Annotated in this window: 14 protein-coding genes; 10 read left to right on the top strand and 4 right to left on the bottom strand. The window is 44.4% G+C overall.

Translation table 11 applies throughout. The features are described from left to right. Positions 1-118 precede the first annotated feature (118 nt). Genes CHH60_RS02620 through CHH60_RS02630 form a run of 3 tightly spaced genes read left to right on the top strand, consistent with a single transcriptional unit; the run spans position 119 to position 2,643 of the window. Positions 119-889, top strand: a complete 771-nt coding sequence (locus CHH60_RS02620) for an SDR family NAD(P)-dependent oxidoreductase (RefSeq protein ID WP_095357774.1) — start codon at positions 119-121, stop codon at positions 887-889. Between the two features lie 50 nt (positions 890-939). Further along, positions 940-2,046, top strand: coding sequence for a flavin monoamine oxidase family protein (locus CHH60_RS02625; RefSeq protein WP_095357775.1), 1,107 nt, complete (start codon positions 940-942; stop codon positions 2,044-2,046). Between the two features lie 21 nt (positions 2,047-2,067). Continuing rightward, complete coding sequence (locus CHH60_RS02630; RefSeq protein WP_095357776.1) at positions 2,068-2,643, top strand: TetR/AcrR family transcriptional regulator; 576 nt, start codon at positions 2,068-2,070, stop codon at positions 2,641-2,643. A 78-nt stretch (positions 2,644-2,721) separates the two neighbouring features. On the opposite strand, the gene CHH60_RS02635 is transcribed toward CHH60_RS02630, so the two are convergent. Then, positions 2,722-3,387 carry an ArsR/SmtB family transcription factor gene (locus tag CHH60_RS02635; RefSeq protein WP_095357777.1) on the bottom strand — a complete coding sequence of 222 codons (666 nt, stop codon included), beginning with the start codon at positions 3,385-3,387 and terminating at the stop codon, positions 2,722-2,724. 250 nt (positions 3,388-3,637) lie between these two features. Between CHH60_RS02635 and CHH60_RS02640 the strand changes: the two genes are divergently transcribed. Both CHH60_RS02640 and CHH60_RS02645 read left to right on the top strand, forming a co-directional pair. Next, positions 3,638-3,925 carry a hypothetical protein gene (locus CHH60_RS02640; RefSeq protein WP_095357778.1) on the top strand — a complete coding sequence of 96 codons (288 nt, stop codon included), beginning with the start codon at positions 3,638-3,640 and terminating at the stop codon, positions 3,923-3,925. A 172-nt stretch (positions 3,926-4,097) separates the two neighbouring features. Next, complete coding sequence (locus tag CHH60_RS02645; protein ID WP_095357779.1) at positions 4,098-5,408, top strand: MFS transporter; 1,311 nt, start codon at positions 4,098-4,100, stop codon at positions 5,406-5,408. Between the two features lie 144 nt (positions 5,409-5,552). Here CHH60_RS02645 and CHH60_RS02650 read toward each other — a convergent pair whose 3' ends face one another. Next, positions 5,553-7,088, bottom strand: coding sequence for a carboxylesterase/lipase family protein (locus CHH60_RS02650; RefSeq protein WP_095357780.1), 1,536 nt, complete (start codon positions 7,086-7,088; stop codon positions 5,553-5,555). A gap of 201 nt (positions 7,089-7,289) precedes the next feature. On the opposite strand from CHH60_RS02650, the gene CHH60_RS02655 reads away from it, so the two are divergent. Further along, positions 7,290-8,105 carry an AraC family transcriptional regulator gene (locus CHH60_RS02655; RefSeq protein ID WP_095357781.1) on the top strand — a complete coding sequence of 272 codons (816 nt, stop codon included), beginning with the start codon at positions 7,290-7,292 and terminating at the stop codon, positions 8,103-8,105. Positions 8,106-8,152: 47 nt separating this feature from the next. Here the strand turns inward: CHH60_RS02655 and CHH60_RS02660 are convergent, their stop codons facing one another. Together CHH60_RS02660 and CHH60_RS02665 are read right to left on the bottom strand one after the other, a co-directional pair. Beyond that, on the bottom strand, positions 8,153-8,356 hold the full coding sequence (locus tag CHH60_RS02660) for a hypothetical protein (RefSeq protein WP_095357782.1): 204 nt from the start codon (positions 8,354-8,356) through the stop codon (positions 8,153-8,155). Beyond that, positions 8,357-9,520 (bottom strand): glycoside hydrolase family 27 protein, encoded by a 1,164-nt coding sequence (locus tag CHH60_RS02665; RefSeq protein ID WP_095357783.1) that lies wholly within the window; start codon positions 9,518-9,520, stop codon positions 8,357-8,359. 358 nt (positions 9,521-9,878) lie between these two features. Here CHH60_RS02665 and CHH60_RS02670 point away from each other — a divergent pair, with 358 nt between their 5' ends. The 4 genes from CHH60_RS02670 to CHH60_RS02685 all read left to right on the top strand — a co-directional run bounded on the left by CHH60_RS02670 (position 9,879) and on the right by CHH60_RS02685 (position 14,251). Continuing rightward, positions 9,879-11,810 (top strand): fructose-1,6-bisphosphatase, encoded by a 1,932-nt coding sequence (locus tag CHH60_RS02670; protein ID WP_095357784.1) that lies wholly within the window; start codon positions 9,879-9,881, stop codon positions 11,808-11,810. Between the two features lie 219 nt (positions 11,811-12,029). Next, positions 12,030-12,218, top strand: coding sequence for a hypothetical protein (locus CHH60_RS30150; protein WP_095286843.1), 189 nt, complete (start codon positions 12,030-12,032; stop codon positions 12,216-12,218). A 90-nt stretch (positions 12,219-12,308) separates the two neighbouring features. Continuing rightward, the gene (locus tag CHH60_RS02680; RefSeq protein WP_095357785.1) at positions 12,309-13,229 is read left to right on the top strand and encodes a helix-turn-helix transcriptional regulator; all 921 of its coding nucleotides are present in this window, start codon (positions 12,309-12,311) and stop codon (positions 13,227-13,229) included. Positions 13,230-13,252: 23 nt separating this feature from the next. Beyond that, positions 13,253-14,251, top strand: a complete 999-nt coding sequence (locus tag CHH60_RS02685; protein ID WP_095357786.1) for a hypothetical protein — start codon at positions 13,253-13,255, stop codon at positions 14,249-14,251. The last annotated feature ends 10 nt before the right edge of the window (positions 14,252-14,261 follow it).

Raw genomic sequence — 14,261 nt, forward strand, 5'->3', positions numbered from 1 at the left:
TGGATAAGGGAATCAGCAGCAACCTACATTGTTGCTGATTATTTTTTAAAACATATGAAAGACAGAAAATATAAACTCAAACTACCTACTGGTAGATAAAAAAAGGAGATGCAGAAAGATGAAATTCGAGAATAAAACGGTAATTGTAACTGGTGGAGGAACAGGGATTGGTAAAACAACTGCACAACGTTTTTTTGAAGAAGGAGCTAATGTAATCATTAATGGACGCCGTGAAGATGTTTTAGCGAAGACTGCCCTGGAAATTGACCCATCTGGCAAAAAAGTTATCGCTGTCTCAGGGGATATAAGCTTGCCAGAAACCTCGAAAAAATTGGTTCAAGCAGCTGTTGAAGCGTTTGACGGGGTGGACATCTTAGTAAATAACACAGGAAAATTCAACCCAACCCCATTTCTGGACCACACGGAAGATGATTTGCAATCATATTTGGATACAATCATTAAAGGGACTTTCTATCCTTCACAAGCCGTGATCCCTGAGATGAAAAAAAGAGGTGGCGGAGCAATCGTAAATACCGGTTCAATGTGGGCCATTAGTGCGGTTGAATCCACACCATCCTCTGCATATTCAGCAGCGATGGCAGGTAGACATGCTTTGACTAAAAACTTGGCAGTGGAATTTGCTGGGGATCATATACGAGTGAATGCAGTGGCACCAGCCGTTGTTGAAACCCCAATTTACAACACCTTTATGAGTGAAGAAGAAGTCGCCGAAGTATTGCCAAGTTTCAATGCATTTCATCCCATCGGACGAAACGGAACAACAAATGATGTTGCTGAAGCCATTTTGTTCTTGGCTAGTGACTCGGCCTCCTGGATTACAGGTGTAGTTATGCCTTTAGATGGCGGCGTTACTGCTCGCCTTCGTTAATTCTTTATGGAGTAGTCTGGATTTTTCTATCATTATAAAGGGGTATTCGAATGAAAATGCAGTATAACAAGGATGAGTCTGTAATCATCGTCGGAGCAGGTTTAAGTGGGCTTCGTGCTGCTCATTTACTTCATGAACAAGGAATCCCATGCATGGTCTTGGAAGCGAGGGATCGCATTGGAGGAAGGGTCCTGAGCTTAGCGGTTGAAGGGGATCCGGCATTAGGAACATTTGATCTGGGACCGACTTGGTACTGGCCACGTTATGAATATGCAATGGACCGCTTAGTCAAAGAGCTTGGTTTGCAGACATTTGAACAATTCACTGAAGGAAAGATGCTGGTAGAACGATCCCGAACCGAGCCGCCATTACAGCATGATTTGCCCGCAGGAGCGATGGATTATTCATTTCGGCTTGTAGGTGGAGTAAAAGCACTTATTGATGCATTAGTTGCCAGACTACCAACCGAAACCATTCATTTGAATGCTAAAGTTACTGCTATTCATCAGCAGAGCAATGGCAAGGTGAAAGTTCAAACGCATGAGAAGGAATTTCATACAAGTTCAGTTATCATTGCTCTCCCGCCTAGGGTGATTGAACAAAATATCTCTTTCTTACCCAAAATGCCTGTTGAAGTACAATCCAATTTAATAAATAAACCGACCTGGATGGGTGGTCAAGCGAAGATTGTAGCGGTTTACGATAACCCCTTCTGGCGTGATCAAGGACTTTCCGGATTTGTTTCAAGTAGAGTAGGTCCTCTACAGGAAATACATGATGCCTCACCTTCTAGTGGTTCAGGTGCACTTTTTGGCTTCTTTGGCCTCTCTGCTAGGATGCGTTTAAGTATGGAAAAAGAACAGATCATTGAACTTGTGATGCATCAACTGATACATCTATTCGGCCCATCAGCTAAACATGTAAAAGCAATTCTATACAAAGATTGGTCTTCAGATATACACACTGCAGTAGAGAAGGACTCAGAGCCGCTGCTCGATTTTCCAAAATACGGTCCCGTAATAAACAAAAAAGATTCGTTACAGAATATTTTTTTCGCTGGAACCGAAATGGCATCACAGCAAGGAGGTCATCTTGAAGGCGCTCTACAATCAGCTGAAAGAGTCGCAAATGAAATCATTAAACGGTACATTCAATAAATGACAATGGAGAGATCGTTAATGATTATTAAAAGAAATACATTACAGGAGATTATGGATACAGGCCTCATCCTGGTTCAAGAGCGGGGGTATAATGGATTTAGCTATGCTGACATTGCCGATGCTATTGGAATACGTAAAGCGAGTATTCATTATCATTTTCCATCTAAACAAGACTTGGTTCAGGCTGTTTTGAGACGATACCGCAAAGAATTTATGTATAAACTTCAACAAATAAACGATCAAGATCCGAGTGGAAAGCAGAAGTTAGAATCTTTTTTCAAACTCTATCGTGAAACTTTGGAAAACAACACCAAGCTCTGTTTGTGCTCCATGATGGCTGCTGAACTGAATTCGTTTCCGACTGAAATTCGTGATGAATTAAACCAGTTTTTCAAAGCCAATACGGTTTGGGCCCATGATGTACTTGAACAAGGGAAATCAAGTGGCGAATTCTCGTTCTCTAATTCTGCTCTGGGACAAGCTAAGACACTTATCGCATTTGTACAAGGTGCTCAATTGTTATCCAGAACTTCGGGTGACATAGGATACTATGATTCGCTCGTCTCTGGCTATATATCATCGGTAGTTCAATAAACAGAGCAAGAAGTCTATTTGCATACAAAAACCACCTATTCATCAAAATGATGATTAGGTGGTTTTTGTTTAGAAGGCTTAATTGATGAAATGGCTTTGCCACTCATTGATACCTGCATCCATACGGTAGGCTTTGAAACCTTCTTGTTGCAATTTTTCTACAGCGATTGCTGAGTATGCACAAACGGGTCCCTGGCAGTAAGCAACGACTTCAGCGTTCTTTGGGAGTTCTCGCAGCATGATATCCAGCTTATCCATGGGCATTGAAATGGCTCCAGGAATATGTCCTGTCTCAAATTCTTCCTTCGAACGTAGATCCACTAAGATGATGGATTCATTATCAACTTTCTCCATGACTTCATCCATGGAGAGGGTTTGAATATCATTGAGGTTATTTATAAAATCATCTTTTAATTTCGAGATATCTGGAAGTTGCTTCTCGCTTATACGCCAAAGCGAAGACATAAAATCAATAATTTCCGGATCTGCTATGGAATAAATGGCATATGTCCCTTTTTTGGTGAACTTAACAAGCTTGGCATCAAGCAAAATTTGCAGATGGCGTGATACGTTCGCTATATTCATGCCTGTGAACTGTGCCAGCTTTTCAACAGTCTTAGGGCTTTGAGCTAGTACATTCAATATTTCAAGTCGTTTGTCGCTTGATAAACTTTTGCCGATTCGGGCGAGCTGTCTATACAGTTCTTCTTTTAATGCTTTTGCTGTATCCAATTTATCTTCCATCGTGAATAACCTCTATTCTAAGTAATAATGTTCTGACATGATATGAAATGTGTTTATCATCAATCATTAGCTTTAATGATTGAATTGATTCAATTGATTAATAAAATTGTATCATGTTCTTCCATGTAATCAAGAACCGGTCAAAAGATATTTACTTGACGAAGTAATTCATAGTGAAATATAATTCAATTAATTGATTGACAATTTGAATTATGCAATCAATACATTATTTAATGGAGGTTTTACAATCATGGCCAAAGCATATCTTCAAATTACACTCATAATTAATGCACAGGAACGAGAGGCGGCTGTAAATGTATATACAAAATATAAAGAGCCATTTCTTTCAGGTATTGCTGGTGCCGTATCTAAGGAATTGTTAGTCCGTGATGAAGATGTACAAGTTCTTCATGGCTTTAACAGCGAGGCTGAAGCTAATGCATACTTAGAAAGTGACCTTTTCACGAATGATGTTGTTGTTGGACTGAAAGACTTGCTTCAAGCTGAACAAGAGATTCGAATTTATAATACATTTTAATAAGCAATACATTCAGTTGTGTCAGTTTATGACATCAATCTAATGAGGTGTCTGGGGAAAGTAATGCGGGGAACTCTAGATTTTTCAAATCATATATGGAGGGATAGTCGATCATGGGAAAACAAAAAATTACTCTGAATACCGCTAGATATAATATAAGGGAGAACAGGAAATGTCTGAACACTCATTAGATTCCTTCGGCAAAAAAAATATCTCAGAATCACTAACAAAATATGTGGAGTCGCCTGAGAAGCAGCGTCAATTGTATAAAAGAACCATGATCATCGTTATTCTTTCACAGATTTTCGGAGGAGCTGGATTAGCTGCGGGCGTGACGGTGGGCGCGCTGCTTGCCCAGGATATGCTAGGAACGGATAGTTTCGCGGGAGTGCCGGCAGCACTATTTACATTAGGTTCAGCAGGTGCTGCGTTATTGGTTGGTCGCCTTTCTCAGAACTTTGGGCGTCGTGCAGGATTAGCGACCGGATTCATCGGAGGAGGAATTGGAGCAATCGGAGTTGTACTAGCTGCTGTAATGGACAATTTACCGCTGCTCTTTATTTCATTGTTAATCTATGGTGCTGGTACGGCAACAAACCTACAGGCTCGTTACGCGGGTACAGACTTGGCTCAGCCCACACAGCGTGCCAAAGCCATTAGTGCAGCCATGGTTTTCACAACATTTGGTGCAGTAGCCGGACCGAATCTCGTAAACATCACGGGGCAAGTGGCCATTTCACTAGGGGCACCAGCCCTTACAGGACCATTTATGCTCGCGTCCCTGGCTTATATCATTGCCGGAGTGGTTCTTCTCATTTTTTTACGACCGGACCCATTTATCGTCTCCAAAGCTATAGCAGAAGCACAGCGTGCAAAAGACATCCAAAACAGTGTGGATGGAACAACTCCTCAAGAACCAATTGTTAATAAATCTGGTATCATCGTAGGAGCTACAGTGATGGTACTAACTCAAATTGTCATGATAGCCATTATGACCATGACACCGGTTCATATGAAGCATCATGGGCATGGTTTAGGAGATGTTGGTCTTGTCATTGGTATTCATATTGCAGCAATGTATCTGCCTTCCTTGATTACCGGTGCACTTGTCGATAAATACGGGCGTACATTAATGTCCTACGCTTCAGGTATAACCTTGCTCTTAGCTGGCCTGGTGTCTGCGCTTGCTCCAGGCGATTCAATGGTACTTCTCATTCTTGGTCTTGCACTTCTTGGCTTAGGGTGGAACTTTGGATTAATTAGTGGAACAGCAGCTATTATTGACGCTACACCCCCTCAATCACGGGCAAAAACACAGGGAACAGTGGATGTGTTAATCGCACTAGCTGGTGCTTCTGGTGGAGCATTATCGGGTGTGGTCGTGGCCCAATCCAGTTACACAACCCTTTCTTTTATCGGAGGGTTCCTTTCCTTGCTGCTTATTCCAGTTGTCGTTTGGTCCCGCAAAAAGCAAAAGGTTTGATTTCAGTCAGATTTATACTTTTTCAAACGCATCAATCATCTATGGTTTGACTAAGTAGAGTAAGCAATAAAAGGCGGGACAACGTAAAGAGCCGTGCATACTTGCATGGCTCTTCATTGTCTGATTCATATACACGGATGAATGTTACACAACAGGCTCATTCTGCTTTTTGAAATACTGTTCAATGACCAATTCAAGTACAGGCCCCGGCTCTGCACGCTGTAACTGGGACGTATCACCGAATTCCATGCGGTAAGGTCGCTCGATACTGCTTGGAATCCAATAGGGCAAGGGTTTTCCAGTGGAATCCAGACCATTCGGATCACCTGTCGCGATAAAATTGGACAGATAATTACACATCTGGCGTGCCAGGTCATAATGTTTACCGACGAAAGGCCGCCAGCATTTGGCGAGAGTTTCGAAGAAAAACCACAGATCAACGGAATGGAATGTGCCTGGCTGATCCCAGCCCGGAATCTCCGCGTCGAAATTATAATAATAGAGCGGTGTCTCGGACGGATGTCCACTATTGGAGCGGATCACAAGTTGAATCGCATGCTCAATCATGCGGATCGATGCCTGCTGTAATACATGATCGAGATCTTCAGTATCGGCTCCACAGCGCTGCAAAAAGACGGGCGCATCCTCTCCAAACAGTTCGGTTGCCGTTTGCTTCAGTTCCTCCATATTGCTTACCGCAGGCTTGGTCCAAAACTCGGAAGAGGTATGTCCAAGCATAACGGGAACGAGTTCGCGCTTATGCTGTATGAAACGAATGAACGGATCACCCGTACAGAACTGATCATCGATGACTGTTCCCCAGAAGCTTTGATATTCCAGGATTTTATCCCGCAATGTGACCGCGTCCAGCTGTCTGGCTTCGTCTAAAGTGGATACGCCCAGAAAACGGAAAAAATCAACGCCCTTCTGCTCGGCATCCCGCAGTGTGCCACGGACAGAAGGTACGCGCACATTGGGATACAGTTCGGTTGCAATTCCACTCATGATGACAGCTCGCTGGAACAGGCCTTTGTTTTGCGGGGAAGTCATCTGACTTAGCACACTGCCGCCGCCTGCAGATTGTCCACCAATGGTAATCTGATCCGGGTCACCGCCGAAGGCAGCGATGTTACGCTTCACCCAAGCCGTACCTGCCTGCTGATCCAGATGACCAAAGTTCGCAGGTGCTTGTGGGGATTCAGCGCTGATCTCGGGGTGGCATAAGAAACCAAACGCATTCAGACGGTAATTGACGGTAACCACGACAATGCCCCTGCGGGCAATGCGCTCACCATCAAATTCCATTTCAGCAGTATGACCCACCTGAAGCCCACCGCCAAAATACCAGACAAACACAGGCAGCTTCTCATCCGTTCGTTTGGCAGGTGTCCACACATTCAAATATAGACAATCCTCACTCATCGGCAGATCGGGATCAACAGACCACTCTCGCGTATAGATGTTATTATCGTCAATGACGGTCGGGGCCTGCATAGAGGTGGGGGCAAAATCAAAAGCTTGCAGCACCCCATCCCAATCGGATGCAGGTTGTGGTGCACGCCAGCGGTTCTGGCCTACCGGTGGGGCGGCGAATGGGATACCTTTAAAACTTGTAACACGTGGGTCTGCGGCAGGCAGCCCCTGAACTTGGCCATTTTCTACCTGAACGATTCTAAGCAACACAACATTCTCCTCTCTGAATTGAGCATCCTTATTCATGTCGATCCAAGATGTTTGTGGTTGCGCTTACATATCTCTGTTTGGTTATGAGACCACTATTCCGATCATAAGCAACTTGAAAGGAAGTTTCTAGCATCAAAATAAATCAAAACTCCACAAAATCATATATAATGACTGGTATCAAGAAGGGAGGAGCCGGATGTGGACTCATTATGGACAGACGGGAGCAGGGCGAGTCAGGTTTATTTTATAAGCGGCGCCCATAAACCCGTCAATCTTCACCAGTGGGGACCGGGCGTGCGTGATGTTTATGCGCTGCATTATATCATGCAAGGGCAGGGTACACTGGAAACCGGGGGCCAGCAATTTCGGCTCGGTGCGGGAGAGAGCTTTATTATTTTTCCGCAAAAAGAAATCTATTACTACCCCGATCCCGCCGACCCGTGGGAATACGTATGGATGGAGTTCAATGGACGAGACGCAGGACGACTTATAGCGTTGACACAGTTCTCGGTCCAGCATCCCGTACTGCCAGCTGCGCCAGAAACCTTGGAACCCTGGTTTCACCTGGCCTGGAATGCGGGGGCATCACCAAGTGAAGTGTTTAGGGCGGATGCGCGTTTGCACCTGTTATTATCCTATTACATGGAGTATTTTCCATGCGAGACGCAGGAGGAAGCCAGAGATTATGTGTGGCTGTCGAGGACCTATATTGAGCAGAACTACTGGAAATCGACCTTGACGGTTGCGGAGATTGTACAGGCCGTGAATCTGGAGCGAAGCTACCTGTTCCGCAGATTCAAAGAAGCTACAGGCGAATCCATCTCGGCGTATATAACGGCATGCCGTATCCGGCGCGCCTGTGAGCTGCTGAAGTCATCCAGATTGTCCATTCAATCCATAGCCTATTCGGTTGGGTATAATGATCCGCTTTATTTTTCCAGAGTATTCAAAAAGGCAACATCACATACACCATCAGCCTATATGCTGTTACATCAGAAACAAGCAGAACTCTAAGGGAAAACGTTCAGTACACTAACGGATAGACAGATTACATATTGCTTTTATCGAAAAAGTGCACAGTTCCCGGATTCACGGTAGTAACGAATCAGCTTCTCAATCGGATCCCGCCCGCAATTCAGCTTCACACCGAGACAATCGATACAGAGGAATTGCTGGGCTGTGCGAGAGACCAGTTTGAGATAAATACCCACATCATCCGACGAGAGCGGAACCTGGCAAGTGGTGCACAGCCGGTTCTGTGCCATTTATTTCACCAATTTGGCTCGCACGACGAGACAATCATGAGCCCCAACCACCGGTGCATAACGCTCGCGGAATACACCCAGCTCCTTGTGTTCCCAGCAATCGTAGAGTGACAGGGAATAACCCGCAGCGTAAGGCAGCCCCATATCCCAGAATTGAAGGGACAGCTCGCGTTGACTGTCACTCAAGTTGAAGAATCCGATGGCAAGATCACCGTCTGTCAGCACCTTCACCAGCATGAATACATCATCGGTATGGAACCATTGAGGCTCGGGTTTGATGCGATAGGCTCCGCGTGCCTCCGCATCCTGGTTGATGGCAAGCAGGTCCGGGTTCATCAGAATATCCTTGGTTGCCTGATTGGCCTTGCGTACATCACATCCAATCATGAGCGGGGATCCCATCATGGACCAGAGCGAGAAGTGGGTTTTGTATTCAGTGTCGTTACAGCCGCCGATGGTTCCAATAAAGTCGTTGTTGCTTCCGCCGTACATGCCTACGATGAGCATGTCCATGTCATTATGGCAGAAGGAGCCAGTGTAGCTTTGTTTGCCGAGCTGAGACAGAGCCAGGTCCTTGACCGATTGCCAGTTGTCGCGAATGTCACCGGTGGAGCGATACATATGAGCCCCTGATTCACGAATCCACTCATATACGTTGTCTTCTCCCCAATTGCAGGCAGAGAACAGGATATCCCGCCCGCAGTTTTTGAGTGCAAGGCTCATGCGCTTGTATAACAGCTCACCTGAGATATGGCGCGGCTTGAAACAGTAGTCATATTTTAAATAATCCACGCCCCACTCGGCGAATAACGCAGCATCCTGGAATTCATGCTCGAAGCTGCCTGGATAACCTGCACAAGTATGTGTACCAACACAGGAATACATGCCAAATTTCAGACCTTTGTCGTGGATATAATCTGCAAGCGCCTTCATTCCACTCGGAAATTTAGCGGGGTCTGCGACCAGATTACCATCTGCATTACGTTCCTTCAGACTCCAGCAATCGTCAATGACGATGTACTCGTATCCGGCGTCCAGATAACCCTCTGTAACAAACACATCGGCAACATCCCGAATCAACTGCTCATTGATGTCCCACGTGAAGGTATTCCATGAATTCCATCCTAGTGCAGGGGCAAACCCCATTAACGAATGATTGCTCATAATCTCGCTTCCTTCCTAAATCCTGGTTTCATAAGTTATGAATAGCGTAAACACAACAATTAATATTTCAAAATAACTACAATGAACTTAAACGATAAATATGAATTCAGCCATAGCTTGACGTTGCTTCCATATGGACTGATGTTGTCCAGTGGGCTTAAATAAAGCAAACGCCAAGTACATTCATTCAATGAAATTTGTTGAACCATGAGAAACTGGAGTATAATGACCTTTGCGGATCGCATTTAGAAGGAATTCTGTGTTTGGTAAAAAACATATATAGAGTGGTTATAATTGCATTTGCAAAGATTGGACCCAACTATACATCACGATAATTCCTTGAAAGGGGACATCTGTTTTGGATGAGCAATTTTTAGATCTACTTGCTGAGAAATATGATACGGAAGAAAAAATCATAACAGAGATTATCAACCTTGAAGCGATCTCCAATCTTCCGAAGGGAACCGAGCATTTTGTCAGTGATTTGCACGGGGAGTTCCAGGCTTTTCAGCATGTACTACGAAACGGTTCAGGAACCGTTAAAGAGAAAATCAAAGAATTATTTCGTGAGGTTTGGACAGAGCAGGAAATTAATGATTTTGCGGCGTTAGTATATTATCCGGAAGAAAAAATAAAGCTGGTTATAGGGGACCTGAGCAATAAACAGGCTTTGAACCAGTGGTACAGACAAACGATTGAAAACATGCTTAAGCTTGTTTCTTACGCGTCTTCCAAATATACTCGCTCCAAACTGCGGAAAGCTCTGCCGAAACAGTATGTATATATTGTAGAAGAGCTTCTATACAAGACGGATACGACCAACAATAAGGATCCGTATTACGAGGAAATATATCGGCAAATTATATCTTTGGGTCAGGCGGACAATCTCATTATCGGCCTTGCTTATACGACCCAGCGTCTGGTGGTTGACCACCTTCATGTGGTTGGCGATATTTATGACCGGGGGCCGGACCCCGATAAAATTATGGATACGTTAATCAACTATCATTCTGTAGACATTCAGTGGGGAAACCATGATGTGCTCTGGATCGGCGCCTATGCAGGTTCTCTGGTCTGCCTTGCGAATATTATCCGGATCTGCGCGAGATACGACAATCTGGACATCATCGAAGATGTATACGGAATCAATCTTCGCCCACTGTTAAACCTGGCGGAGAAATACTATGAAGATAATCCTTCTTTCAGACCTAAGCTGCAGGGTGGCCATAACGTATCGGAGCAGGAAATTCTGCAGATCACCAAGATTCACCAAGCCATCGCCATGATCCAGTTTAAGCTTGAAATCCCGATTATCAAAAGACGCCCAGACTTTAATATGTCTGAAAGACTTCTGCTGGAGAAGATCGATTACGACAAAAATGAAATCAACATCTGCGGAAAAACATACCAGCTGGAAAACACCTGTTTTGCAACCGTAAATCCGCAGAAGCCTGAACAATTGCTGGAGGAAGAACGCCAGGTGATGGAGAAGCTGTTGTTCTCCGTTCAGCATTCCGAGAAGCTGGCCAGGCATATGAATTTCCTTATGAAAAAGGGCAGCCTTTATTTAAAATACAACGGGAATTTGTTAATCCACGGCTGTATTCCTTTGGATGAAGAAGGAAATATGGAAGAAATGCAGATTGAAGACAAGACGTATGCGGGCCGTCAGTTGCTCGATGTTTTTGAGGATAACTTACGTTACGCCTTTGCGCATCCGGAAGAGACAGATGATCTGGCGACAGATATGGTATGGTACATCTGGACAGGGGAATGTTCCTCGCTCTTTGGCAAGAGAGAAATGACCACTTTTGAACGGTACTTTATCCAAGATAAGGAAGCCCATAAGGAGAGAAAGAACCCTTACTACCATTTGCGTGAAAAGGAAGAGATCTGTCGAAAGATCTTGCTGGAGTTCGATTTGAATCCGGATCATGGACATGTCATTAACGGACATACGCCAGTTAAAGAAATTCGTGGAGAGAGCCCTGTTAAAGCAAACGGGAAAATGGTCGTCATTGACGGTGGATTTTCCAAAGCCTATCAATCCACAACGGGCATCGCGGGATATACCTTGTTGTATAATTCCTTTGGCATGCAGCTCGTCGCCCATCAGAAATTTAATTCAAAAGAAGATGTGCTGTGTAACGGAACGGATGTGTTATCTATAAAAAGACTGGTGGACAAAGAACTGGCGCGGAAACTGGTGAGGGAAACCAATATCGGGGAAAAGCTGCTGCAGAAGATCTCGAATTTGACGGATTTACTGGAATATCGCTCAATGAAATGAACTATTGCTAAACGTACTCACTCGGATCAAACGGTTTGAGTGCAATTTGGTGTAGACGCTCGTATTGGGCAGGGAAGTCATGTTACCCTGCCTGTGCGAGCTTTTCTTTTTTGTAGATCAATCTGATTTCAATACGAACTGCTGCGACATTCTATGTCGTACCATGACCTCTATAATAACGGTGAACACACAAACTACATTGAAAAGAGGTTCACACCATTGGCAAAAACCAAAAGAGGACGCGTCTTGTGGAATATTCCTTCCAGGGGGCGGGGAACATGTCCGGTATGCAGCAGCACACGTATTAAACTGTTGTATTCGCAAACGAAAACAGATGGTACCAGCCTGAAAGTATGCAAAAAATGTTCCAAGGCTGTACAATCCAGAGTGGATAGAGCAACCGTATAACGTAACAGGCCTGTTCTTCGGAGCGGGCCATTCGTTTGGTATAATGGGTTTACGTTTAGCACAATGTGGAATCAATGGGGGCCTGTAAAGATGAGTAATATGCATCGTATTAACTGGTTTGACGAGCAGATTCGAAGCGGACGTTTTCCGAACAGCAGCTGGCTTGCCCGTGAATTTGAAATATCCCGGCGTCAGGCACAGCGTGATATTGAATATATGGCGATTTCATTACGTGCCCCTTTACTATATCTTGCGAAATATAGAGGGTATTGTTATGAGGACCAGACCTATCGATTACCCCATTTATATATGACAGAAGAAGAACAGAGCGTCCTCAAGTATTTGGCTCATCGTTATCGGCATTTTAATCACGAACAATCTGATGTGGTAAAGCGTGTGGCGCATCTGTTAGAGCGATTTACGGCTGAAGAGCAGCAGATATTGAGCCAACCACTACCCACATTCGCGGCATCGCCGAAGCTTCTTCAGCATTTTGAATTATTATCCCATGCCATAACAGAATCACTTAAAGTACATATGTATTACCGAGACTTTTCCGGAGAAAGACAGTTTTCTTGGTGTCCATTGAAGATCGTGTCCCAGTACAATGCTGATTACGTCATTGGCTATGAAACGGATCCTGTACAGCAAAATGCCATACGGCTGGAGGGTATCGTTCATGTCCGATTGACGGATGAAACATTCGAATGTAATTCAGACATGCAGCTCAGTGGATGGGAAGACCCTCTACCTGTTCGAAAACCATTTGTAGCTGAGATTCGCTTAAAAGAAGTGCAACAAACAGAGCAGTGGCAAGGATACCGCATTCGAGACAAACAGGATCAAATCCACTTTATAGAATTTTATGATACAGAGGCTTTCATGCAGCATTTACTTATAAGTGAGTGGGAGGAATTAATATCTCCTGGGTGGCTAAGAAACAAGATGCAGAGCCATGCAAACGTAATACTTAACAGACTTCATAATTCAAATCATGCTCACGTGAAGTAAAGACCATGGAGGGAGAACTTATCTTGGCAGAAGTACAGCTAAACAACCTGATGTTAAAGCGAGAGTCTAAATCATTTGTGGATAGTCTGCATGCTATATTGACCCATACAGGTCAGTTTCAAGGGGCAAAATATTTGCTCTCCGGGTATACAGGGATGGCTTTTAAACTTTCGGTGCATCGCAGGCTTCTTCCCATGTCGGTAACGGCGTATGGACAATGGGGAGAAGCACACCGTCCTGGAATCGACAACCTGGGAATATTCACGATCTGGGATGGAGGACGTACGCGCCATTCTACATTCAATTATTATCAGCGAGATGCAGTGCAATGGGTTAAGCGAAGTCTGGACGAGGGAAAAGGAGTAATCTACTGGATTCCGGAGTTCGGCGTTATACATGGATATGATGACGATGATTGTATCTTTTACTTACAAGATGGGTCGAGTAAGGAGCCTCAGATTTTGCTATATGACAATTTTGGGCTAAATTTCACAGGTTTCTGGTATTGTCAGGTCTTTGGTGAGCAACTTCCAATACCCAAACAGGATATGTTGTTGGAATCCTTACGACTTGCTATCGAGGACTGGGATATCCTCTATCGCTTACTACCAGATCAAAACATCGCTTCTGGCCGATTGGCATATGACGTATGGGTGCAAGCTCTACGAAGTGGTGATTATGATCCAACGGGGGCAACTTATCTTTTAGAATCTTATTGTCAGTCTCGTGATGAAATTCGAATGTACCTGCAGGATATGCAAGGAATATGGGATGAGCTGGACCAAGCTTATTCATGTTATGACCAGCTTGGAACGTTAATTCACCAGATGAGGGAATTCATGATTCAGCAGGAGGATAAATGGACCCTGGAGCTGGATGCAGCGGACAAACTGGCACAAGTTCTAATGGAAGCGAAAGCACTAGAAGAGCAAGCGGTCAATCATTTTCGCGTCATATCCTTGAAATTCCCTGATCGTAAGCGTTCTACTGTGCCACGATGGGGGGCGCACTCGGCAAGATAGACAGAGGGAG

It is taken from the genome of Paenibacillus sp. 7523-1, from assembly GCF_002276415.1.
Lineage (GTDB): Bacteria > Bacillota > Bacilli > Paenibacillales > Paenibacillaceae > Paenibacillus > Paenibacillus illinoisensis_A.